Raw genomic sequence first — 23,685 nt, forward strand, 5'->3', positions numbered from 1 at the left:
TGGCGACGTTACCCGAGCCTCGCGCGGACTCCGAGTACCGCCGTACCGACGCGCACATGTGTCGCTCCGGCCGCCACGGCCTGCTCGAGATCCGCACTCATCCCTGCCGACACCATGTTCGCAGCCGGATGGGCTCGGCGCAGGTCGGTCGACAAATCCATCAACCGCTCGAACGCCGCGAGTTCGCGTCCCGCGTAAACACCGGTGAGGGGTGCGACGGTCATCAGACCCGCCAGCCGCAGACCCGGCGCCCCCGCCACGAGTTCGCCCAACTCTTCGATTCCGTCGGGTGCGACACCCCCGCGCTCCCCGCGTCCGCCTTCGTTCGCGTCGAGCGCGACCTGGATCAGACAACCGAGTTCCCGTTCCTGCCGCTCCGCTTCCTTGGAGAGCGCCGTGACGAGACGAGCACGGTCGACGGACTGCACCATATCGGCATAACCAGCCACAGAACGCACCTTGTTGGTCTGCAGCTGGCCCACGAAGTGCCAAGTCAGCGGCAAATCCGAACACTCGGCGGCCTTCGGTGCCGCGTCCTGGTCCTTGTTCTCGGCGACGTCGCGCACACCGAGCTCCGACAGCATGCGCACATCGCTCGCGGGGTAGGTCTTGGTGACCACGATCAGGGTCACTTCCTCGCGCTTGCGGCCCGAGGCCGCGCACGCGGCGGCGATACGGTCCTCCACCCGCGCCAGGTTTGCGGCGAGTTCGCCCTTACGGTCCGTCATGCTCTCTCAGTCCAGCCAGACATATCCCGCGAGTCGCCCCGTGGTGCGATCGCGGCGGTAGGAGAAGTGGTCGCCCGACTCGAGCGTGCACACCGGCGACTGCTCCCGGTCGCGCACCCCGAGCCGTTCGAGCTGCGCGTGCACTCCGGCGGTCACGTCCACCGCGGGAGTGCCCCAGCTCGTCTCGGCGTACGCCGCCGGTTCGACGGCGCTCACGTCGGCGCGCATCGCGTCCGGCACTTCGTAGCACCGCCCGCAGACGGCGGGTCCGGTGCGGGCGACGATCCGGGCGGGTTCGGCGCCGAGTTCGGTCATGGCCCGTACGGCGGCGGGGACGACCCCGGCGATCATGCCGGGCCGCCCCGCGTGGGCCGCGCCGACGACACCGGCCACCGGGTCGGCGAGCAGAACGGGCGTGCAGTCGGCGGTGAGGACGGCGAGGGCGAGGCCGCGCTCGGCGGTGACGACGGCGTCGACCTCCGGCACCGGACGGTCGCCCCACGCCTCGGAGACCACGGCCACCTCCGCCCCGTGCACCTGGTTCATCCAGACCACCCGGCCGGGGTCGATCCCCAGCGACTTGGCGGCCAGTTCGCGATTCGTGCGTACGGCGTCGGCGTCGTCGCCGACCGCCCCGCCGAGGTTGAGCTCCTCGTACGGAACGGCGCTCACCCCGCCCCACCTGTCGGTGAAGGCGAAGTGCGCGCCGCTCACGGTGTCGCGCTGTCCTATCACTTCAGGAAGTCCGGCACGTCCAGCTCCTCGGCCGCACTGTCCGAGTAGGTCCGCGACGGCGGGACCGGCGGGGCGACCGGGAGGTCGGCCACCGGCTCGGGCGCGGACTCCGGCTCCTCCTTCGGCGTGACGCTGCCGAGCGAGCCGAAGGACGGACGGCTCTCGGTCTGCTGTGCCGGGGTGGGCTCCTCGCGGCGGGCCGAGGACGAGGACGAACCGAGGACGGTGTCCCGGCGGGCCGGCGGCTGGCCGCCGTCGAAGCCGGCCGCGATCACGGTGACCCGGACCTCGTCACCGAGGGCGTCGTCGATGACCGCGCCGAAGATGATGTTGGCCTCGGGGTGGGCCGCCTCGGAGACCAGCTGGGCGGCCTCATTGATCTCGAACAGACCGAGGTCGGAGCCGCCGGAGATGGAGAGGAGGACGCCACGGGCGCCGTCGATGGAGGCCTCGAGGAGCGGCGAGGAGATCGCCATCTCGGCGGCGGCCACCGCTCGGTCGTCGCCGCGGGCCGAGCCGATGCCCATGAGCGCCGAACCGGCCTCGGACATGACCGACTTGACGTCGGCGAAGTCGAGGTTGATCAGACCCGGCGTGGTGATGAGGTCGGTGATGCCCTGGACACCGGAGAGCAGGACCTGGTCGGCCGACTTGAAGGCGTCGAGGACCGAGACCTGGCGGTCCGAGATGGACAGCAGCCGGTCGTTCGGGATGACGATGAGGGTGTCGACCTCCTCGCGGAGTTCCGCGATGCCGTCCTCGGCCTGGTTGGCGCGACGGCGGCCCTCGAAGGTGAAGGGGCGGGTGACCACGCCGATGGTGAGGGCGCCGAGGTTGCGGGCGATGTTGGCCACGACGGGCGCGCCGCCGGTACCGGTGCCGCCGCCCTCGCCGGCCGTCACGAAGACCATGTCGGCCCCCTTGAGGACCTCCTCGATCTCCTCGCGGTGGTCCTCGGCCGCCTTGCGGCCGACGGCCGGGTTGGCTCCGGCGCCGAGTCCGCGGGTGAGTTCACGGCCGACGTCGAGCTTGACGTCGGCGTCGCTCATCAACAGCGCCTGAGCGTCGGTGTTGATGGCGATGAACTCGACGCCCTTGAGACCGACCTCGATCATCCGGTTGATGGCATTGACACCACCGCCGCCGACACCGATGACTTTGATGACTGCGAGGTAGTTCTGCGGTGCTGCCACGTCGAAGGCCTCTCGCCTCGAGTTACGTGTCGTCGTCTCGCGGGTGATGCGATACGCGACGGATGCCGAATGGGACGGTCCATAGCGCCGACCCGAACCCTAACGTTGAAGTTTAGGGTTACCAGTGTGTCTGTTCCCTGGAGTCTTCTGAACAGGACACTAAGTCGACAAGTGGCGCACGTTCAACGAACACGCCGAACCTCCCGTTTTTCTTTTCACCCTATGTGATCAGCCGTAGCGGTAGCCAACCAGGGTGCTGGCCTGCGCGGATGTACGTCAACTCCCTGATGACGCAGGGGCGGTGGGAACCGAGACGTCGAAGTACCGCGCATCGGGCGCCGCTTTCAGCAGAGCGGTGAGCGTACGGGCCTTGGCGGCACCCTTCTCGCCACTCCCCCACGCGACGGTCCTGCCGTCGCTCAACTCCAGTGAGATGTCGTCGAACGAACGCACCTTGACGGTCCGCGCTCTCTTCGCGACGGCGGCCGGAATGTCACCGGCGACCCGGACAGCTTCACGCACGAGCCGGTCCTCGCCGAAGCGGCGCAGGCTCGCGGCGCCGGAACCCGACTCGGAGACCGTCAATTCCAGTGCGGGAACGTCTTTGGGCGCTCGGGAAACCGTCGCAAAACGGACGCCACTGTCGTCCACTTCGACAAACTTTCCGCCCTTTTCGACAATCAGAACCGGAGTACGCTCAACCACTTTCAGGCCGATTCCATGGGGCCAGGAGCGGACCACGTCAACCGAGTCAATTCGGGGCAATTTCCGGAGCAACCGTGCCTCAATCGCATCGGTGTCGACGGAAATCAACGGCGATCCGACCGGTACGTCGGCCGCCTCGTGGACCTGTCCGGGCGTCAGAACGTCGGTACCGGAGACGGACACCCGCTCCACACGCAGCCACTGCGAGCCGTACAGGGCCCAGACGGCGCCCGCGCCCAGCAGGACCAGGACGACCGCGAGAACGATGATCGTACGAGGCCGAGGCACCCTCAACCGTCGGACAGGGGGCGGGCCGGACGACTCCTGCTGGCGTTCACCGCGCTCGGCGGTCGTCGTTCCGGCCACGCTGCCTGCCCTTCGTCACATGTGCCTAGCGGTGTGCACGGTTGGCGGCGATCGCCTCGTACACCATGCCGACGAGCAGGTCGTCGGCGTCCCGGCGGCCGAACTCGGCGGCGGCGCGGGACATCTGGTAGAGCCGGTGCGGGTCGGCGAGCACGGGCAGCACGTTCTGCTGGACCCACTCGGGGGTGAGTTCCGCGTCGTCGACCAGCAGACCACCGCCGGCCTTGACCACCGGCTGGGCGTTGAGCCGCTGTTCGCCGTTGCCGATGGGCAGCGGGACGTAGGCGGCCGGCAGTCCGACGGCGGAGAGTTCGGCGACGGTCATCGCGCCCGCACGGCAGAGCATCATGTCGGCCGCGGCGTACGCGAGGTCCATCCGGTCCACGTACGGTACCGGGATGTACGGGGGCATCCCCGGCATCTGGTGCACCTGTGGCAGTTCGTTCTTCGGGCCGACCGCGTGCAGGACCTGGATGCCGGCCTGCTGGAGCCAGGGGGCGACCTGCTGGACGACCTCGTTGAGGCGGCGGGCGCCCTGGGAGCCGCCGGAGACCAGGAGGGTCGGCAGGTTGGGGTCGAGGCCGAACATCGCGCGGGCCTCGGGGCGGACCGCGGCCCGGTCGAGGGTGGCGATGGTGCGGCGCAGCGGGATGCCGATGTAGCGGGCGCCCCGGAGCTTGCTGTCCGGGGTGGAGACGGCGACCTGGGCGGCGTACCGCGAGCCGATCTTGTTGGCGAGGCCGGGGCGGGCGTTGGCCTCGTGGATGATGATCGGCACCCCGAGCCGCTTGGCGGCGAGATAGCCGGGCAGGGCCACGTACCCGCCGAAGCCGACGACGGCGTCCGCCTTGGTGCGTTCCAGGATCTGCTCGGCGGCCTTGATCGTGCCGCGTAGCCGGCCCGGGACGGTCATCAGTTCAGGGGTGGGCTTGCGTGGCAGCGGCACCGCCGGGATCAGCGCGAGTTCATAGCCCCGCTGCGGGACGAGCGTGGTCTCCAGGCCGCGCTCCGTGCCGAGGGCCGTGATCCCCACGGTCGGGTCCTGCCTGCGCAGGGCGTCCGCGAGGGCGAGCGCGGGCTCGATGTGGCCGGCGGTCCCCCCACCGGCGAGTACGACATGCACCGAAATTCACCGCTCTCCGGACGAACGCGCCGAGGCACGCCGTCGCATCGTGTTCCATCTCCGAGGCCCCGTGGGCCCCCCGCCACCCCGCTTTCTACCAAAGCGGGGCTGCCGCAGCGAAAGCGCTGCCCGTGCAGCGGGCTCGTCACGTGCGAAGGCGATCAGCAGCCCGATGGCGAACATGGTCGGCAGCAGGGCGGATCCTCCGTAGGAGAACAGCGGGAGCGGGACACCGGCGATCGGCAGCAGACCGAGCACCGCACCGATGTTGATCACCGCCTGTGCGGTGATCCAGGTGGTCACGCCTCCCGCGGCATACCTGACGAAGGGGTCCTCCGTGCGGCCGGCCACGCGGATACCCGCATAGCCTAGAGCCGCGAAGAGGGCGAGCACCGACAGCGTCCCCGCCAGGCCCAGCTCCTCACCGGTGACGGCGAAGATGAAGTCCGTGTGCGCTTCCGGGAGTTGGCCCCATTTTTCCACACTGGCGCCGAGCCCGGAGCCGAAGATTCCGCCGGATGCGAGCGCGTAGATTCCGTGCACGGCCTGCCAGCAGGCGTCGCCCGGGCCCGGGTCGGTCGCGCCGATGCACTGGAGGCGGGCCATCCGGTTGGGGCTGGTCTTGATGAGGACCACGCCGATCGCGGCGGCGACCGACAGTACCCCGACGAACAGCCGGGTCGGCGCCCCCGCGAGCCACAGAAGGCCGAAAAGGATCGCTGTGAGGATGATCGCGGTACCCATGTCGCCGCCGAGCATGATCAGCCCGAGCAGCATGAAGGCGACCGGGACGAGCGGCACCAGCATGTGCTTCCACTGGGTCAGCAGCTTCTTGTCCTGCTTGCGGGCCAGCAGGTCGGCACCCCACAGCACCAGGGCGAGCTTGCCGAACTCACTGGGCTGGATCTGGAAGGAACCGCCGAGCGCGATCCAGTTCTGGTTGCCGTTGACCGCCATCCCTATCCCCGGCACCTGCACCAGCGCCATGAGGAACACGGCGCCCGCGAGGATCGGGTAGGCCAGCGCCCGGTGCAGCTTCACCGGCATCCGCGAGGCGACGAGCAGCAGTACGGCGCCGATCGCGGCGGCGAGGAGCTGCTTGCGGAAGAAGTACGAGCCCGGCAGCGACATCTGCAGCGCCTTGATCTGGGAGGCCGAGTAGACCATCACCAGACCGAGCACGGTGATCAGCAGACTGCCGCCGAGGATCAGGTAGTACGCCGTCAGCGGCCGGTCCCAGGCGTTGCGCGCGCGCGTGTAGAGCCGTAGGACGGGATTCTGGCGCACGGTCCGGGAAGCGGCGGGACGTCTGACGGCCCGCTGCACGGGCGGTCGGCCGGTACGGCTGCTGGGCATCAGAGCCTCCGCTACGTCGGTCAGGAGCCGAGTTCGCGAACCGCCTCCGCGAACGCGTCACCGCGCTTGTTGTAGTTGGTGAACATGTCCATGGAGGCACAGGCCGGGGCCAGCAGCACCGTGTCGCCGGGCTGTGCCAGCCGCTTCGCCTCCGTCACCGCCTGGAGCATCGCCCCAGTGTCGGTCCGGTCGAGGTCGACCACGGGTACTTCCGGCGCGTGTCGCGCGAGGGCTTCGCGGATCAGGGCCCGGTCGGCGCCGATCAGAACCACGCCACGAAGTCGCTTTGCCGACTTGGCGACCAGTTCGTCGAAGGAGGCGCCCTTGGCGAGCCCGCCCGCGATCCAGACGATGGACTCGTACGCCGCCAACGAGGCTTCCGCCGCGTGGGTGTTGGTGGCCTTGGAGTCGTCGACGTAGGCGACGCCGTCCACGTCGGCCACGTGCGCGATGCGGTGCGCGTCCGGCGTGAAGGCCCGCAGACCGTCCCGTACGGCCTTGGGGGGCACCCCGAAGGCGCGTGCGAGCGCCGCCGCGGCAAGGGCGTTGGCGATGTTGTGCGGGGCCGGCGGGTTGACGTCGGAGATCTCGGCGAGCTCCTGGGCGTTCTTGTGCCGGTTCTCGACGAAGGCGCGGTCGACCAGGATGCCGTCCACGACGCCGAGTTGGGAGGGGGCGGGGGCGCCGAGAGTGAAGCCGATGGCCCGGCAGCCCTCCTCGACGTCCGCCTCGCGCACCAGGTCCTCGGTGGCCTTGTCGGCCACGTTGTAGACACAGGCGACGCGATTGCCCTCGTAGACACGGCCCTTGTCGGCGGCGTACGCCTCCATGGAGCCGTGCCAGTCGAGGTGGTCCGGCGCCAGGTTCAGGACGGCGGCGGAGTGGGCGCGCAGGGAGGGCGCCCAGTGGAGCTGGTAGCTCGACAACTCCACGGCCAGGACGTCGTACTGCTCGTCGCCGAGCACCGCGTCCAGCAGGGAGACGCCGATGTTGCCGACGGCAGCGGTGCGCAGCCCGGCGGCCTTCAGGATGGACGCCAGCATCTGGGTGGTGGTCGTCTTGCCGTTGGTGCCGGTGATCGCGAGCCAGGGAGCCGCGTCCGGGCCCCGGAGCCGCCAGGCGAGTTCGACATCGCCCCAGATCTCCAGGCCGGCCTCACGGGCCGCCGCGAACAGCGGCTTGTCGGGCTTCCAGCCGGGCGCGGTGACGACGAGTTCGGTGCCCTCGGGCAGGGTCGCACCGTCACCGAGGCGCACGGTGACGCCGAGCGCCTCCAACTCGGCGGCCTGCTCACGCGCGCGTGCGTCGTCGCCGTCGTTGACGACCGTGACGATCGCTCCACGCGCGTGCAGCGCCTTGGCCGCCGGGATGCCGGAGACGCCGAGTCCGGCGACGGTGACGTGCTTCCCCTGCCAGTCGGTCACTTTTCCGCTGCCCATCCCGCGTAGAAGAGCCCCAGGCCGACGATCACACAGATGCCCTGGATGATCCAGAAACGGACCACGACAAGGACTTCCGACCAGCCCTTGAGTTCGAAGTGGTGCTGGAGCGGCGCCATCCGGAAGACCCGCTTGCCGGTGAGCTTGAAGGAGCCGACCTGGATGACGACCGACATCGTGATGAGGACGAACAGACCGCCCATGATGGCCACGAGGAGCTCGGTGCGGGAGCAGATCGCCAGACCGGTGAGGACACCGCCGAGGGCGAGCGAACCGGTGTCACCCATGAAGATCTTCGCCGGCGAGGTGTTCCACCACAGGAAGCCGAGGCAGGCGCCCATCAGCGCCGAGGCGATGACCGCGAGGTCGAGGGGATCTCGTACCTCGTAGCAGGCCCCCGGGTTGGTCAGGGTGCCCGCGTTGGCGCAGGACTCCTGGAACTGCCAGACACCGATGAAGGTGTAGGCACCGAAGACGAGTACGGAGGCGCCGGTGGCCAGGCCGTCCAGACCGTCCGTCAGGTTCACGCCGTTCGACATCGCGAGGATCATGAACAGCGCCCAGACCACGAACAGCACCGGGCCGATCTTCCAGCCGAAGTCCGTGATGAACGACAGCTTGTCGGAGGCCGGGGTGTTGTTGCGGGCGTCCGGGAACATCAGCGCGAGCACCGCGAAGCTGATGCCGACGATCAGCTGGCCGGCCATCTTCGCCTTGGCCCGCAGGCCCAGCGAGCGCCGCTTGACGATCTTGATGTAGTCGTCGAGGAAGCCGACCAGACCCATGCCGACCATCAGGCCGAGCACCAGCAGACCCGAGTAGGTCGGCGGGTAGCCGGTGATCACCTTGGACAGGAAGTAGGCGGCCACCGTCGCGAAGATGAAGGCGATACCACCCATGGTGGGCGTACCGCGCTTGCTCGCGTGCTCACGCGGGCCGTCGTCGCGGATGTACTGGCCGTACCCCTTGCGCGCGAGCAGCTTGATCAGCAGCGGGGTGCCGACCAGGGTCAGGAACAGACCAATGACTCCTGCGAACAGGATCTGCTTCATCATCGGGCGGCAACCTCACCCTCGGCGCCGAGCAGCGCCGTGGCGACGCTCTCCAGGCCGACCGAACGGGACGCCTTCACGAGTACGACGTCTCCCGGGCGCAGCTGACTGCGCAACAGGTCGACCGCCGCCTGTGCGTCGGACACGTGCACCGACTCCTCACCCCACGAACCCTCGTTATATGCGCCCAGTTGGAGCCAGGACGCTTCCCTGCCCCCGACCGCGACGAGCTTGCTGACGTTGAGCCGGACGGCGAGCCGTCCGACCGCGTCGTGCTCGGCGAGCGCCTCGTCCCCGAGCTCGGCCATCTTGCCGAGCACCGCCCAGGTCCGCCGCCCCCGGCCCATGGCTGCCAGGGCGCGCAGGGCGGCCCGCATGGACTCTGGGTTGGCGTTGTAGGCGTCGTTGACGACGGTCACGCCGTCCGGGCGCTCGGTGACCTCCATCCGCCAGCGGGAGAGGGAGCCCGCCTCGGAGAGCGCGGTGGCGATCTCTTCCGCGGACATACCCAGCTCATGGGCGACGGCGGCCGCTGCGAGCGCGTTCGACACGTGGTGCTCACCGTACAGGCGCATGGTCACGTCGCTTGCACCGGAGGGTGTGCGAAGCCTGAAGGAGGGCTGTCCGGTGTCCGTGAGTCTCACGTTCTCGGCGCGTACGTCCGCTTCGTCGGACTCTCCGAAAAGGATCACCTTCGCCTTCGTACGGGATGCCATGGCCCGTACGAGGGGATCGTCGGCATTGAGGACGGCCGTGCCGTCCTCCGGCAGACCCTCGACGATCTCTCCCTTGGCCTGCGCGATCTGCTCCCGGCCGCCGAACTCGCCGATGTGGGCGGTGCCGACGTTGAGGACGAGGCCGATCTTCGGGGGCGTCAGATCCGTGAGGTAGCGGATGTGGCCGATGCCGCGGGCGCCCATCTCCAGGACGAGGAACCTCGTCTCGTCGGTGGCGCTGAGGGCGGTCAGCGGCAGCCCGATCTCGTTGTTGAAGGAGCCGGGGGTCCACACCGTCGGCGCCTTGCGCTGGAGCACCTGGGCGATGAGGTCCTTGGTGCTGGTCTTGCCCGCCGAGCCGGTCAGGGCGACGAGGGTCGCGCCGAGACGTCGTACGACGTGACGGGCGAGGGCGCCGAGGGCCCGCTGCACGTCGTCCACGACGATCGCGGGCACGCCGACGGGCCGCGACGCCAGTACGGCGACCGCCCCCGCCGCGACGACCTGCCCGGCGAAGTCGTGGCCGTCGACGCGTTCACCGACGAAGGCGACGAAGAGACTGCCGGGCTCCACCTCGCGGGAGTCCCGGACCACGGATCCGGTGACCTGGACGGACGGATCCGGTATGTCGTGGGTCTGCCCGCCGACGACTGAGGCGATCTCGGCGAGAGAGAGGGCGATCACAAGTTCATCCCTGGGTCTTCTGGATGGCTTCTCGAAGCACCTGGCGGTCGTCGAAGGGACGGACCACTCCGGCGATGTCCTGGCCCTGCTCGTGGCCCTTGCCTGCGACCAGCACGGTGTCGCCCGGCTGTGCGCGGGAGACGGCGGCGGCGATCGCGGCGGCCCGGTCCTCGAAGACCTGGACCTCACCGCGCTCGTGTGCTGGTACGGACGCCGCGCCCTCGAGCATGGTTGCAAGGATCGCGAGCGGGTCCTCCGAGCGGGGGTTGTCGGAGGTCAGTACGGCGGTGTCGGCAAGCCGGGCCGCGGCGGCGCCCATCGGCGCGCGCTTGGTCGTGTCGCGGTCCCCGCCGCAGCCGAGCACGATGTGCAGCCTGCCCTCGGTGACCTTGCGGAGCGCCTTGAGAACGGACTCGACGGCGTCCGTCTTGTGGGCGTAGTCCACGACCGCGAGATACGGCTGGCCGGCGTCCACGCGCTCCAGGCGCCCCGGCACGCCCGGCACCGCGGCGATGCCGTCGGCGGCGGTCTGCGGGTCGAGGCCCGCGGCGGCGAGGGCGGTGATCGCGGCGAGGGTGTTGGCCACGTTGAAGGGCCCGGCGATGGGCGACCTGGCGGTGATCCGCTCGCCCTTGGGGCCGACCACGGTGAACGTCGAGTCCATCGGGCCGACCTGGACGTCCTCGGCACGCCAGTCGGCGTCGGGGTGGCCCTCGGCGGAGAAGGTGACGACCGGGACCGTGGCTTCCTTGGCGAGCCTGCGGCCGTACTCGTCGTCGGCGTTGACCACGCCGAGCCGGCTGCGTTGCGGCGTGAACAGCTGTGCCTTGGCCCGGAAGTAGTCCTCCATGTCGGAGTGGAACTCCATGTGTTCCGGGCTGAGGTTGGTGAAGACGCCGATGTCGAAAACACAGCCGTCGACCCGGCCGAGCACCAGCGCGTGACTGGACACCTCCATCGCGACCGCCTCGACACCGCGCTCGCGCATGACCGCGAACAGGGCCTGGAGATCGGTGGCTTCGGGGGTGGTGCGCTCGGACTTGATGCGTTCGTCGCCGATCCGCATCTCGACGGTGCCGATGAGTCCGGTGTTGCGGACGGCCTTCAGACCGCCTTCCACCAGGTACGCGGTGGTGGTCTTGCCGGAGGTGCCGGTGATGCCGATCTGGAGCAGATCGCGGCCCGGACGGCCGTAGATGGTGGCCGCGAGTTCGCCCATCCGCGCGCGCGGGTCGTCGACGACCAGCACCGGGAGCCCCGTCGCCGCGGCGCGCTCGGCGCCGGTCGGGTCGGTCAGCACGGCGACCGCGCCGAGGCCGGCGGCCTGGGTGACGAAGTCGGCGCCGTGCAGGCGGGCGCCCGGGAGGGCGGCGTACAGGTCGCCGGGGCGGACGGCCCGCGAGTCATGGGTGATGCCCGTGACCTCCGCGACGTTCCCCGGCTGTTCGACACCCAGCTGACCGGCGAGCTCCGCGAGGGGTGTGGCGGAGACCTGAACCGGCCTGGGCGGCCCGGGATATGTCACGGGATGGCCCTTCTGGGTGGTTTGGGACTGATCAGCGTGTGGCACGGCGGTGAGCGTACCGGGCACACCCCGTTCGGAGCGAAGTGAGGGCACAGGCGCGCCCTGGTTCCCGGAATCGGGAGTGATCGTTGTCACGAGCTGGTTCCTGGGTGGTTCCGTGCTGAACAGTGCAGGTCAGGGTTTGAAGGTGACGGGGAGGCTGGCGGGCTTGGCCCCGGTGGGCGGGACCTGGAGGGTCTTCAGGGCGAACTCCATGACCTGCTTGTAGACGGGTCCGCAGATCTGGCCGCCGAAGTAGCTGCCCTTGGTGGCGTTCTGAATGGCGCAGTAGACGGTGACACGGGGGTTGTCGGCGGGCGCGAATCCGGCGAACGAGGAGGTGTAGCCGTGGTACTTGCCGGTGGCCGGATCCACGCGGTTGGCCGTACCCGTCTTGCCCGCGACCCGGTAGCCGGGAATGCGCGCCTTGGAGCCGGTGCCCTCCCGGTCGTCCACGACCGACTCCAGCATCCGGGCGAGGGTCTTCGCCGTCTTCTCGCTGATCACCCTGGACTTCTCGGGCTTCGCGGCGGGCGTGAAACGTCCGTCGGGTCCCTGGGTGCCGCGGACGAGCGTGGGTTCGACGCGTACGCCGCCGTTGGCGATCGTCGAGTAGACGGACGCGGCCTGCATCGCGTTGAGGGAGACGCCCTGGCCGAAAGGAATCGTGTACTGCTGCGAGGTCGACCAGTCCTGCGGCGCCGCGAGGATGCCCTTGGTCTCGCCGGGGAAGTCGAGGCCGCTGTAGCTGCCCAGGCCGAACTTGCGCAGATACGAGTAGAGGACCTGGTTGGCCTGCGCCTGGGTCTTGCCGAGCTGACCGGTGGCCAGGATGGTGCCGATGTTGCTGGACTTGGCGAGCACGCCGTTGAGCGTGAGGTACCAGGTCTCGTGGTCGATGTCGTCCTTGAAGAGCCGGTCGCCGCGGTGCAGCCGGTTGGGCACGACGACATGCGTCTGCGGCGTGGCGACGTTCTCCTCCAGCACGGCGGCCATCGACATGACCTTGGCGGTGGAGCCGGGCTCGTAGGCGTCCTCCAAGGCCCAGTTGTGCAGGGTGCCCGGGTCGGCCTGGGACAGGTCGCCCGGGTCGAAGCCGGGCGAGTTGGCCATGGCGAGGATCTCGCCGGTCTGTGTGTCCTGCACTATCACGTACCCGCGGTCCGCATTGGACTTCCTCACCTGCTCGGTGATGGCGTCCTGCGCGGCCCACTGGATGTCGCGGTCGATGGTGAGCTCGACGTCGCTGCCGGGCACCGCCGGGGTCTCGGTGGAGCCCGCGGTCGGGACCTGGCGGCCGCCGGACTGGGCGTAGCGGATCTTGCCGTCCTTGCCGGACAGCAGGGTGTTCAGCTTCTGCTCGACCCCGCCGCCGCCCTTGCCGTCGGCGTTGACCCAGCCCAGTATCCCGGCGGCGAGGTCGCTGTTCGGGTACACGCGCTTGCTGGTGGCGACCGCGAAGACACCGGCGAGGACGTTGACGGTGGTGCCGTCGTCCTCGGCCTTGGCGGCCAGTGCGCTCTTGAGGTCCTTGATCTGCTTCCAGACCTGCGGCGTCTGCCGGCCGGCGAGCTTGACGTACTGCCCCTTGGTCCGCAGCTTCCCGGTCAGCTCGGCCTGGTCCTGGCCGAGGATCGGGGCGAGCAGGGCGGCGGCCTGCTCGGGCCCGTCGCCGATCTTGAGCTGCTTGCGGCTGAAGAGCGTGGGGTCGGCCGTGATGTCGTACGCGTCCACGCTGGTCGCCAGGGCCACGCCGGAGCGGTCGGTGATCTGGCCGCGCTCGGCGGCCAGGGTGTAGCCGACGTACCGGTTCTGCTCGGCCTTGGCGGCATAGGTGCCGGCCTCGACGGCCTGGACCTGGAGCAGCCGTACGGCGAAGGCGATCAGTACGAGGGTCAGGCCCAGGCCGACCAGGCGGAGCCGGGGCCGGGGGCTGCCGAGCCGGATGATGCGCGGGCCCGTGGGGCGCGCGGCCTGGGGGCGGGGTGCCGGGCGGCGGGCCGGGCGGGCGCCGGGGCCCGCGGGGCGCCGTCGGGCGTCGGGGGCGGGCCTGGTGGGTCCGGGCACGCGGCGACGCGGCGGTTCCCTGTCGGACACTTCCGTCACCTGCCGGGGGTCGGGGTCGCGGAGGACGGGGCGGTGGAGGGGGTGGGCGTGGGCGCGGCCGACGGCGAAGGGGGCGTCGACGTGACGGTCAGCGGGACGATCGCCTCGGGCGGCCGCACGACCTGGGCCGAGGACTGTTCGGCCGCGGCGCCCGGGACGCCCTTGACGGTGCCGTCCGGGTCGAGGAAGGCGGGGTCGCCGCCGGGGACCATGCCGAGCTCCCGGGCACGGCGCTGGAGGGCGTCCGGGGCGGAGTAGGCGTCGATGTCCCGTTGGAGGGCCTGCTCCTGGTCGGTGAGGCTCTTGGTCTCCTTCTGGAGGTCGTCGAGTTTGAACGACCCTTCGGAGAGCGCGGAGTTCAGCACGAGGAGCCCGATGAGACCGCCACCGAGGAGCAGGACGACGAGGAGGACGAACGGGGTGCGGGCGGCCTGTCCCCGGCCCCCCGCGGTCGGGAAGAGCCGTGCCAGACGAGCGGCCCGGCCCTTGAGTTCAGGTTTCCTGCTCACTGCACCTCCAGTGAGTCCGGTCTCCGCACTCGCTCACGCGCCCCAGCCCCCTCGTGTCCGTCATTCCAGCGCCTCCCTGATGCGCTCGGCGCCGCGCAACCGCGCGGGAGCCGCTCGCCGGTTCTCGGCGATCTCTTCCTCGGTGGGAAGTTCGGCACCGCGCGTGAGCAGCTTGAGCCGAGGCTGGTACTGCTCGGGGACGACCGGCAGCCCGGGAGGCGCGGTGGTGGCGGCACCGGCCGCGAACACCTGCTTGACCAGGCGGTCCTCGAGCGAGTGGTACGACAGGACGGCGATCCGCCCGCCGACCGCGAGGGCCTGCACGGCGGCCGGGATCGCCCGCTCCAGGACGGCCAGTTCACCGTTGACCTCGATGCGCAGCGCCTGGAAGGTGCGCTTGGCCGGGTTGCCGCCGGTGCGCTTGGCGGCCTGCGGCAGGGAGTCCCGGATCAGCTCGACGAGCCGCGCGCTGTGGGAGAACGGCTCCTTGTCGCGCTCGCGCACGATCGCGGACACGATCCGCTTGGCCTGCTTCTCCTCGCCGTACGCCCGCAGGATCCGCACGAGTTCGCCGGGCGGGTAGGTGTTGAGGACCTCGGCGGCGCTGACGCCGGTCGTCTGGTCCATGCGCATGTCGAGCGGGGCGTCCTGGGCGTAGGCGAAGCCGCGGTCGGCCTCGTCGAGCTGCATGGAGGAGACGCCGAGATCGAAGAGGACGCCCTGCACACGCGGGAGGCCGAGCCGGTCCAGTACCTCGGGCAGCTCGTCGTAGACCGCGTGGACGAGGGTGGCGCGCTCGCCGTAGGGCGCGAGGCGCTCGCCGGACAGACGCAGGGCCTCCTTGTCGCGGTCGAGGGCGACGAGCCGGGCCTCGGGGAACTGCTGGAGGAGGGCCTCGCTGTGACCGCCGAGGCCGAGCGTGCAGTCGACGACGACCGCTCCGGGGGCCTGGAGGGCGGGGGCCAACATGTCCAGGCACCGCTGGAGCATCACCGGGACGTGTCGACTCTGGCTCAAGGGGCCCTCTCAGATCCGGCGAGACGGTACGCACCGCCGGGTCCCCGCCCGCTCGTGAAGGGGAGGCCTGCCGGCGCCAAGAGCGTCAGCCGGCCGGGAGCGGGAGGAGGCCGAGCCGTACGTGCGCGCCGCGCACGTGGGGAGATCCGGCGACCTGGCCGGTTTCTCCTGGGGAATTCAGTCCAGCAGGGAGACCTCGCCTCCCGCTTCGCGTCACTTTAGTCCACGGTCACTCGCGGTCAATCAACCGGCCTGCGCGTCGCGGCCCGGCACCGGGACGGAGCGACGGGCCACCGGAAATCACCCGCTCGGACGCATACCGCCCACTGTGGGTTACCTCACACGAAGGACGTGATGACGCTCTTTTTCCCATCTCACGACAGGACCGGGACGGCTGTGACCAGTACCGTCTTGGCTATGACGACTTCTGCATCCGGCGCCACCGCAACCGAAGGCGCCATACCGGGCGACACCGTCACCGACCGTCTCGTCGAGGCGAACGAACGGTACGCCTCCGCGTTCACCGACCCCGGCATGGACGCCCGTCCCGTCCTGCACGTGGCCGTGGTGGCCTGCATGGACGCCCGTCTCGACCTGCACAAGGCGCTCGGCCTGGAGCTCGGCGACTGCCACACCATCCGCAACGCGGGCGGCGTGGTCACCGACGACGTGATCCGCTCGCTCACCATCAGCCAGCGCAAGCTCGGCACCCGCAGCGTGGTCCTCATCCACCACACCGGCTGCGGCCTGGAGCAGATCACCGAGGACTTCCGCACCGACCTGGAGATGGAGGTCGGCCAGCGCCCGGCCTGGGCCGTGGAGTCCTTCCGGGACGTCGACCAGGACGTACGGCAGTCCATGCAGCGGGTGCGCACCTCCCCGTTCCTGTTGCACACCGACGACATCCGCGGCTTCGTGTTCGACGTGAAGACGGGCCTGCTGCGCGAGATCGACCCCTCCTGACCCACCGCCGAAGCTGTCGTTCTCCTGTTGATTTCCGGCTCAGGGATGCCCAAAAGGCTGCAAGCCCTGACATATCGCGGGCAGTTGTCCACAGGCGAGTGACACGAAACGGTAACGGCAGCAAGAATGCGTGGATGGACGTCGCGCGGAACCATTTCCGGGCGGTGTCCGTGATTCGGGGTGGGCCGGTCCGCAACGCAGAGCGTCGGCCCGGAGAAAGAACGGGCCGAGGAGGGCCGGGTGACGACCTATGACGATCGAGCGAGCCTCACAGATCTGACTGCCACTGTGGAGCGTGTCCGCAGTTCGGTAGAGGGTGTGATCGAGGGCAAGCCCGAGGTCGTACGGCTTTCGCTGACCGTACTGCTCGCCGAGGGGCATCTTCTGATCGAAGATGTGCCGGGCGTCGGCAAGACCATGCTCGCGAAGGCACTGGCGCGGTCCATCGACTGCTCGGTGCGGCGTATTCAGTTCACGCCCGACCTGCTGCCCTCGGACATCACGGGTGTGTCCATCTGGGATCAGCAGCGCCGGGACTTCGAGTTCAAGCCGGGGGCGATCTTCGCGCAGATCGTGATCGGCGACGAGATCAACCGGGCCTCGCCGAAGACCCAGTCGGCACTCCTGGAGTCCATGGAGGAGCGGCAGGTCACCATCGACGGGCAGACGTACGAGCTGCCGAGCCCGTTCATGGTGGTGGCCACGCAGAACCCGGTCGAGATGGAGGGCACCTATCCGCTGCCGGAGGCCCAGCGCGACCGCTTCATGGCGCGGGTCTCCATCGGTTACCCCAGCGCGGAGGCCGAGCTGCAGATGCTCGACATCCACGGCGGGGTGAGCCCCCTGGACGACCTCCAGCCGGTGGCGCACGCGCACGACATCGTGAAGCTGGTGGACGCCGTCCGCGGCGTCCACGTCGCCGACACGGTCCGGCGGTACGCGGTGGAGCTGGTGGCCGCCACGCGCACCCACCCCGACCTCAGACTCGGCGCCTCCCCGCGCGCGACGCTGCATCTGCTGCGCGCGGCGAAGGCGTCCGCCGCCCTGAGCGGCCGGGAGTACGCGCTGCCGGACGACATCCAGGCGCTCGCCGTCGCTGTCCTGGCCCACCGTCTGCTGCCCACCGCCCAGGCCCAGCTCAACCGGCGTACGGCGGAGCAGGTGGTGCAGGAGATCCTCCAGCGCACCCCGGTGCCCCAGCAGCAGGGCGGCCCCGGGCTCGGGCACGGCACGCCGGCGTACGGCCAGCAGCCGCCGCGGAGGCTGTGATGACCACCGCCGCCGGGCCGGTCCACAGCGAGGCCGACCGGGGCGACAAGGGTGGGGTGCGCACCGCGCTGGCCGGTCTGACGACCCGCGGCCGCTCCTTCCTGGCGGCCGGGATCGCGGCGGCCATCTGCGCGTACGTCCTGGGGCAGAGCGATCTGCTCCGGGTCGGCCTGCTCCTCGCGCTGCTGCCGCTGGTCTGCGCGACCGTGCTGTACCGCACCCGCTACCGGGTGGCCGGCAGCCGCCGGCTCTCCCCGGCACGCGTGCCCTCCGGCAGCGAGGCCCGTGTCCATCTGCGGATGGACAACGTCTCGCGGCTGCCCACCGGTCTGCTGATGCTCCAGGACCGGGTGCCGTACGTCCTCGGCCCGCGTCCCCGCTTCGTGCTGGACCGGGTGGAGGCGGGCGGCCGCCGCGAGGTGTCCTACCGCGTCCGCTCCGACCTGCGCGGCCGTTATCCGCTGGGCCCGCTCCAGCTGCGCCTGACCGACCCGTTCGGCATGTGCGAGCTGACCCGGTCCTTCTCGTCGTACGACACCCTGACGGTGATCCCGCGCGTGGAGCCGCTGCCGCCGGTGCGCTTCGCCGGTGAGGCGAAGGGGTACGGCGACGGACGGAACCGCTCGCTCGCCCTGGCCGGCGAGGACGACGTGATCCCGCGCGGCTACCGCTACGGCGACGATCTGCGCCGTGTGCACTGGCGTTCCACCGCGCGCTACGGCGAGCTGATGGTGCGCCGCGAGGAGCAGCCGCAGCGCGCCCGCTGCACGGTGCTGCTGGACACCCGGGGCCTCGCCTTCCGCGGCGCGGGCCCCGACTCGCCCTTCGAGTGGGCCGTGTCGGGCACGGCGTCGGCGCTGGTGCACATGCTCGAACGAGGCTTCTCCGTGCGGCTGTTGACGGACACCGGCAGTTCGGTCCCCGGCGAGGGCGCGGACGGCTTCGCGGGCGCGAGCCAGGAGTCGGCGGACGCGGCCGGGCTGATGATGGACACCCTCGCGGTGATCGACCACTCCGACGGCACGGGTCTGTCCCGGGCGTACGACCTGCTGCGCGGGGGCAACGAGGGACTGCTGATCGCCTTCTTCGGCGACCTCGACGAGGAGCAGGCTGCGGTGGCCGCCAAGATGCGTCAGCGCAGTGGCGGCGCGGTCGCCTTCGTGCTGGACAGCGGCGGCTGGGGGCGGGAACCGACCGATGTGGCCGGCCCGTTGGACAGGAGCGAGGAGCGGTTGCGGATGCTGCGTGAGGCGGGCTGGACGGCGCTGAGCGTGCCGCGGGGCGCCTCCTTGACCGAGTTGTGGCGCCAGGCGGACCGCGAGCGCACCGGGATCGGTGCGCCGAGCGGACCGGGCAGTGAGGGGGCACGCGCATGAGCGGGCGGGCACGACTGGCGCTGTGCGCCTGGGCGGCCACCCTGACGGCGTCCTGCGCCCTGCTGCCCCTGGTCGAACCGGCCTCGTGGATCCTTCAGGCGGCCCTGCTGCTCGGTGTCCAGTCGCTGGTCGGCGCGGCGACCCGGCGGGTACCGCTGGCCCGGCCCCTGACCGTGGCCGCACAGGCCCTGGTCACCCTGATGATGCTGACCCTGGTCTTCACCCGGGAGCAGGCGGTCGCCGGGCTGGTCCCGGGTCCGGAGGCGTTCCAGCGGTTCGCCGATCTGCTCCAGCAGGGCGGCGACGACATCGCGCGGTACGCGATCCCGGCACCGCTGGAGTCCGACGGCATCCGGCTGATGATCATCGGCGGTGTGCTGGTCATCGGCCTCGCGGTGGACACCCTCGCGGTGACCTTCCGCAGCGCGGCCCCGGCCGGGCTGCCGCTGCTGGCGCTGTACTCCGTCGCCGCGGGCCTGTCCGACGGCGGCGCCGACTGGCTGTGGTTCCTGGTCGCGGCGGCCGGCTATCTGATGCTGCTGCTGGCCGAGGGGCGCGACCGGCTCTCCCAGTGGGGCCGGGTCTTCGGCGGGGCACCGCGCACCCCGGGCGGCGAGCCCGGCATGGTGGCGCCGGTCCGCACCGGGCGGCGCATCGGCGCGGTCGCACTGGGGCTCGCCCTGGTGGTGCCGGTCGCGCTGCCCGCCATGGACGGCGGCCTCCTGGACGCCACCGGGGCGGGTGTGGGCGGCGGCAGCGGGAGCGGCGGCACCATCTCCGCGGTGAACCCGCTGGTGTCCCTGCGCGACAACCTCAACGTGGACGAGGACCGCCAGGTCCTGTCCCTGCGCACCGCGCCCGAGGACCAGGGCAGCCTCTATATGCGGATCGTCTCGCTGGACGACTTCGACGGCCGGACCTGGAAGCCGTCCAAGCGCAACATCGAGAAGGTGCCGGACCAGCTGCCCACACCGATCGGTCTCGGCGCCGACATCCGGCGCGCCGAGATCACGACCAGCGTCACGGCCGCCAAGGACTACCGCCAGGACTGGCTGCCGATGCCGTACCCGCCCAGCGGTGTGCAGATCGACGGGGACTGGCGCTACGAACCCGAGGGCATGACCCTCGTCGGCGACCATGACCAGACCACGAGCGGGGCGACGTACGAGGTCAAGAGCCTCGTCGTGCAGCCGACGGCGGAGCAGCTGGCGGCCGCCCCGGCGCCGCCCGCGGACATCAGGCGCGACTACACCGAGGTACCCGACTCGCTTCCGGCGGTCGTGGCCGCCACGGCTCGTGAGGTCACCCAGGGCTCCGCGAACCACTACGAGCAGGCGGTCAAGCTCCAGGAGTACTTCTCCCTGACGGGCGGTTTCCAGTACGACACCCAGGTGCAGGTCGGATCCGGCTCCCAGGCGATCGCGCGGTTCCTGAAGGACAAGCAGGGCTTCTGCGTCCACTTCTCCTTCGCGATGGCGGCGATGGCCCGCACCCTGGGCATCCCGGCCCGGGTGGCGGTGGGCTTCGCGCCGGGTACGCCGCAGGCCGACGGCACGGTGATGGTGGGGCTGCGGGACGCCCACGCCTGGCCCGAGCTGTACTTCGAGGGCGTGGGCTGGACCCGCTTCGAGCCGACTCCGACCCGGGGCACCCAGCCCGAGTACACGCAGACGGACACCCCGAACAGCAACCTGCCCGACCCGGGCGTCCCGTCCCGGTCGGCGAGCGCCGCGCCTTCCACCGCCCCCTCGGCGAGCGAGAGCTGCACGGCGGAGCAGAAGAAGCTGGAGGCGTGCCCGAGCGAGTCCGCCGCGGCCCTGCCGGTCACGGACGGCGGTGGTCCGAAGTGGACCGTCGTGCTCGCATGGGGCCTGGGCGGGCTCGCCGCGCTGGCGGTCCCCCTGGCGCCGATGGTGTGGCGCCGCCGCATCCGGGCGGTCCGGCTGGGTGCGCACGGCCGCAGCGATGCGGACGCGGCGCTGCACACGCTGGCGGTCTGGCTGGAACTGACCGACACGGCGTGGGACTTCGGGATCCTGCCGGACGATTCGCAGACCCCGCGCAAGGCGGCGGCGCGGATCGTGAGACTGGGGCATCTCGACCCGACGGCCGCGACCGCGGTGCACCGGGTGGCGGACGCGGTGGAGCAGGTTCTCTACGCGCCGCGGCCGCGCCCGACGGCGGGGCTCGCGGAGGACGTCCGGCGGGCCATCGCCGGACTGGCCGTCCCGGTGACCCGGCGTACGACACTGCGGGCGATGTTCGCCCCGCGTTCGACCGTACGGGTGGTGTGGACGGTCTCGGAGTGGTGGGCCGGTGTGACGGCCCGGGTGGCGGCGGCCAGGCCGACGCTGCGCAAGCAGCCCTCGGGCCAGGAGGGCTGAGCCCCCGGAGCAACGGCTGAGGCCCCGACCCGTGCGAGCGGGTCGGGGCCTCAGCCGTTGGATCGGACGTCGACCGGGCGATCACCGAAGGTGACGATCGGCGCCGTCAAAAGGGCGTGCGTGAGGGGGTGACCGCCCTCCCGGAGGGTGGTCACCCCCTCACGCATCAGTTGTCGGTCGAGCTAATGACCGCCCTGCTCGTCGCGGCGCTTCTGCCAGCGCTGCTCGATACGGTCCATCATGGAGCGCTTCTGCCTGGCCTGACGGCGCGCGTGCGGGGCACCGGCCGCGGGCTGTTCACCCGGCTTGGGAGCCTTGCGCCAGCCGGTCACGGCGAGCACCGCACAACCCAGCATGACGAGGAAGCCCACCACACTGAGCCAGACCTGCTTGGCGACCATTCCTGCCATGAGGAGCGCGATACCCACGAGGAAGCCCGCGACCGCCTGGTAGACCCGTCGCCGGGTGTACGTGCGCAGCCCGCTTCCCTCAAGCGCTGTCGCGAACTTGGGATCTTCGGCGTACAGCGCTCGCTCCATCTGCTCGAGCATTCGCTGCTCGTGCTCCGAGAGCGGCACGGAATCCTCCTCATCGTGCAGTCGCCGGGGCGACCCGGGGGGTCCCTTCAGGATAGGCAGGGAATCGCCCCCGTGAAACCCGCCCCTCTACGCCAATTGGCCAACCGGGATTCCGCCATGCACGTCCCGGCCCGCTAGATCCTGCATTCCCCAGCGGCCGACCCGTCATGCCGGACGGTCTCCCTCGATCATACGGCGCCGGGCGCCCGATCGGGGGGCCTGTGGCGTACTCCATGTGCACCCAAGTCCCTGATCAGCGCTGCACCAGGAGGGCTGCCTCAGGCCTCGACGGTCCCTCGGGTCTCACCGAGCACGTGAAGCTGCGTGGCCACGGAGTGGAAGGCGGGGAGTTCGGCTGCCGCCTCCTCCAGCTTGAGCAGGGCCTCCAGGGCCCCGGGCTCGGTGTCGACCAGCACGCCGGGAACCAGGTCCGCGAAGACCCGCACGCCGTGCACGGCACCGACCTGGAGTCCCGCGCCCTCGACCAGGTCGGTGAGCTGGTCGGCCGTGAAGCGCCGCGGCACGGGGTCGCCGGTGCCCCAGCGTCCGTTCGGGTCCTCGAGCGCCTGCTTGGCCTCCTTGAAGTGGCCGGCGAGGGCCCGGGCGAGCACGGCGCCGCCGAGACCCGCCGCGAGCAGGCTGAGGACACCCTCGGAGCGCAGGGCGGCCACCACGTTGCGGAGACCTTCGGCCGCGTCGTCCACGTACTCCAGGACGCCGTGGCACAGCACCGCGTCGTAGGCGCCGCGCTCGACCACGTCGAAGAGACCGTGGGCGTCGCCCTGGACACCGCGCACCCGGTCGGCGACGCCGGCCTCGGCGGCGCGGCGCTCCAGGGCGAACAGCGCGTTGGGGCTGGGGTCGACGACGGTGACCCGGTGGCCGAGACGGGCGACGGGCACGGCGAAGTTGCCGCTGCCGCCGCCGGTGTCGAGGACGTCCAGGGCGTCCCGGCCCGTGGCCTTGACCCGCCGTTCGAGGGCGTCCTGGAGGACCTCCCAGACCACGGCGGTACGGAGAGAGGCGCGGGGTCGCAGCGGGTCCGACACGGCAGTTGACTCCTCGGCGCGGCACCGCCTCTTGCGCGGCGGAGCGATCGGTCTGCCCTCCTCGCCCGGGTACCGGAGAAGGAAGGCTTCAGGCGCCCTCCACCCTATTGCCTCCGTCACCTCGCCCGACCACCGTGGCATCCCGGGCGCGCAGAGCCTGTGCCGCGCCGTGCCGTGCCGGAGAGCTCAGCCCGCGTCCGGCATGTCCCGGTCCCTGTCGTGGTCGTCGGGTTCCGGCTCGTCCATGTCCTGGCGGGGCTGGGGCAGGACCGGCTGGAGGACGAGCATCCGTTCGACGAGGCGCAGGAACATCGCCACGTCGCGTATGAGGTCGTCGGCGTCCCGGCGGCTGGCCGCGCCCTGGATGCCGGCCTCGGCCCGGGCGCGGCGGCGGGCACCGGCGGCGAAGAGCGCGCTCCACTCGGCGAGCTCGGGGGCTATCTCGGGGAGCACTTCCCAGGCGCTCCGGATCTTGGCCCGGCGTCGGGGCGAGGGCTCCGGACGTCCGCGCGCGGCGAGCACGGCGGCGGCGGTGCGCAGGGCGGCGAGGTGGGCCGTCGCATAGCGCTCGTTCGGTGTCTCCAGGACGGCGGCCTCGTCGAGTCCGGCACGGGCCTGGGCGAGCAGGTCGAGGGCGGCGGGCGGGGCCGTGGTCCGGCGGAGCACGGGGTGTACGTCGCTCGCCGGACCGGTCAGTGAGGGGGCAGGGCCGGTGGCGCGGCGCCGGCGGGCGGCTGCTGCGTGGTAGGTGGCCATGACGAACCTCCTGTCGT

At 70.9% G+C, this 23,685-nt stretch carries 20 protein-coding genes; 4 read left to right on the top strand and 16 right to left on the bottom strand.

What is annotated here, in order from left to right; translation table 11 throughout:
• Positions 1-8 precede the first annotated feature (8 nt).
• The 13 genes from ACIOHP_RS17305 to rsmH form a co-directional block, all read right to left on the bottom strand.
• Positions 9-728, bottom strand: a complete 720-nt coding sequence (locus tag ACIOHP_RS17305; RefSeq protein ID WP_361545232.1) for a YggS family pyridoxal phosphate-dependent enzyme — start codon at positions 726-728, stop codon at positions 9-11.
• 6 nt (positions 729-734) lie between these two features.
• The gene (gene pgeF / locus ACIOHP_RS17310) at positions 735-1,463 is read right to left on the bottom strand and encodes a peptidoglycan editing factor PgeF (RefSeq protein WP_401888265.1); all 729 of its coding nucleotides are present in this window, start codon (positions 1,461-1,463) and stop codon (positions 735-737) included.
• Positions 1,460-2,656, bottom strand: a complete 1,197-nt coding sequence (ftsZ, locus tag ACIOHP_RS17315; protein ID WP_401888268.1) for a cell division protein FtsZ — start codon at positions 2,654-2,656, stop codon at positions 1,460-1,462. The genes pgeF and ftsZ overlap by 4 nt, the downstream gene beginning before the upstream one ends.
• Before the next feature lie 276 nt (positions 2,657-2,932).
• Entirely contained in the window at positions 2,933-3,727 is a 795-nt protein-coding gene (locus ACIOHP_RS17320; RefSeq protein WP_401888270.1) for a cell division protein FtsQ/DivIB, read from the bottom strand.
• A 25-nt stretch (positions 3,728-3,752) separates the two neighbouring features.
• Positions 3,753-4,850, bottom strand: a complete 1,098-nt coding sequence (murG, locus tag ACIOHP_RS17325) for an undecaprenyldiphospho-muramoylpentapeptide beta-N-acetylglucosaminyltransferase (protein WP_361488475.1) — start codon at positions 4,848-4,850, stop codon at positions 3,753-3,755.
• A gap of 6 nt (positions 4,851-4,856) precedes the next feature.
• The gene (gene ftsW / locus ACIOHP_RS17330) at positions 4,857-6,206 is read right to left on the bottom strand and encodes a putative lipid II flippase FtsW (protein ID WP_361488477.1); all 1,350 of its coding nucleotides are present in this window, start codon (positions 6,204-6,206) and stop codon (positions 4,857-4,859) included.
• A 20-nt stretch (positions 6,207-6,226) separates the two neighbouring features.
• Positions 6,227-7,645 carry a UDP-N-acetylmuramoyl-L-alanine--D-glutamate ligase gene (gene murD, locus ACIOHP_RS17335; protein WP_361545244.1) on the bottom strand — a complete coding sequence of 473 codons (1,419 nt, stop codon included), beginning with the start codon at positions 7,643-7,645 and terminating at the stop codon, positions 6,227-6,229.
• Positions 7,627-8,700 carry a phospho-N-acetylmuramoyl-pentapeptide-transferase gene (mraY, locus tag ACIOHP_RS17340; RefSeq protein ID WP_266828289.1) on the bottom strand — a complete coding sequence of 358 codons (1,074 nt, stop codon included), beginning with the start codon at positions 8,698-8,700 and terminating at the stop codon, positions 7,627-7,629. Before mraY ends, murD begins: the two co-directional genes overlap by 19 nt.
• Positions 8,697-10,097, bottom strand: a complete 1,401-nt coding sequence (gene murF, locus ACIOHP_RS17345) for a UDP-N-acetylmuramoyl-tripeptide--D-alanyl-D-alanine ligase (RefSeq protein WP_361488485.1) — start codon at positions 10,095-10,097, stop codon at positions 8,697-8,699. Before murF ends, mraY begins: the two co-directional genes overlap by 4 nt.
• Before the next feature lie 4 nt (positions 10,098-10,101).
• A complete protein-coding gene (locus ACIOHP_RS17350; protein ID WP_401888276.1) occupies positions 10,102-11,622 on the bottom strand; it encodes a UDP-N-acetylmuramoyl-L-alanyl-D-glutamate--2,6-diaminopimelate ligase in 1,521 nt (506 codons plus the stop codon).
• A 174-nt stretch (positions 11,623-11,796) separates the two neighbouring features.
• Positions 11,797-13,758, bottom strand: coding sequence for a peptidoglycan D,D-transpeptidase FtsI family protein (locus ACIOHP_RS17355; protein ID WP_401888279.1), 1,962 nt, complete (start codon positions 13,756-13,758; stop codon positions 11,797-11,799).
• A gap of 5 nt (positions 13,759-13,763) precedes the next feature.
• Positions 13,764-14,276 carry a septum formation initiator family protein gene (locus tag ACIOHP_RS17360; protein ID WP_401888282.1) on the bottom strand — a complete coding sequence of 171 codons (513 nt, stop codon included), beginning with the start codon at positions 14,274-14,276 and terminating at the stop codon, positions 13,764-13,766.
• Positions 14,277-14,336: 60 nt separating this feature from the next.
• Positions 14,337-15,293: a 16S rRNA (cytosine(1402)-N(4))-methyltransferase RsmH gene (rsmH, locus tag ACIOHP_RS17365; protein WP_351682412.1), complete on the bottom strand. Its 957-nt coding sequence runs from the start codon at positions 15,291-15,293 to the stop codon at positions 14,337-14,339.
• Between the two features lie 354 nt (positions 15,294-15,647).
• Here rsmH and ACIOHP_RS17370 point away from each other — a divergent pair, with 354 nt between their 5' ends.
• From ACIOHP_RS17370 to ACIOHP_RS17385, 4 genes are all read left to right on the top strand, one after another.
• Positions 15,648-16,256: a beta-class carbonic anhydrase gene (locus ACIOHP_RS17370; RefSeq protein WP_401888285.1), complete on the top strand. Its 609-nt coding sequence runs from the start codon at positions 15,648-15,650 to the stop codon at positions 16,254-16,256.
• Positions 16,257-16,496: 240 nt separating this feature from the next.
• Positions 16,497-17,525: an AAA family ATPase gene (locus ACIOHP_RS17375; protein ID WP_401888288.1), complete on the top strand. Its 1,029-nt coding sequence runs from the start codon at positions 16,497-16,499 to the stop codon at positions 17,523-17,525.
• A complete protein-coding gene (locus ACIOHP_RS17380) occupies positions 17,525-18,901 on the top strand; it encodes a DUF58 domain-containing protein (protein ID WP_361545266.1) in 1,377 nt (458 codons plus the stop codon). The genes ACIOHP_RS17375 and ACIOHP_RS17380 overlap by 1 nt, the downstream gene beginning before the upstream one ends.
• Positions 18,898-21,285: a DUF3488 and DUF4129 domain-containing transglutaminase family protein gene (locus tag ACIOHP_RS17385; protein ID WP_401888290.1), complete on the top strand. Its 2,388-nt coding sequence runs from the start codon at positions 18,898-18,900 to the stop codon at positions 21,283-21,285. The genes ACIOHP_RS17380 and ACIOHP_RS17385 overlap by 4 nt, the downstream gene beginning before the upstream one ends.
• Positions 21,286-21,467: 182 nt before the next feature.
• Here ACIOHP_RS17385 and ACIOHP_RS17390 read toward each other — a convergent pair whose 3' ends face one another.
• From ACIOHP_RS17390 to ACIOHP_RS17400, 3 genes are all read right to left on the bottom strand, one after another.
• Positions 21,468-21,863, bottom strand: coding sequence for a DUF3040 domain-containing protein (locus ACIOHP_RS17390; RefSeq protein ID WP_171144436.1), 396 nt, complete (start codon positions 21,861-21,863; stop codon positions 21,468-21,470).
• A gap of 278 nt (positions 21,864-22,141) precedes the next feature.
• Positions 22,142-22,912, bottom strand: coding sequence for a methyltransferase (locus ACIOHP_RS17395; protein ID WP_361545272.1), 771 nt, complete (start codon positions 22,910-22,912; stop codon positions 22,142-22,144).
• A 186-nt stretch (positions 22,913-23,098) separates the two neighbouring features.
• Positions 23,099-23,668 carry an SAV_6107 family HEPN domain-containing protein gene (locus ACIOHP_RS17400; RefSeq protein ID WP_401888294.1) on the bottom strand — a complete coding sequence of 190 codons (570 nt, stop codon included), beginning with the start codon at positions 23,666-23,668 and terminating at the stop codon, positions 23,099-23,101.
• Positions 23,669-23,685: the final 17 nt, after the last annotated feature.

Origin of the sequence: Streptomyces sp. NPDC087859, from assembly GCF_044742595.1 — a bacterium.
In the GTDB taxonomy this organism is placed as follows: domain Bacteria; phylum Actinomycetota; class Actinomycetes; order Streptomycetales; family Streptomycetaceae; genus Streptomyces; species Streptomyces canus_F.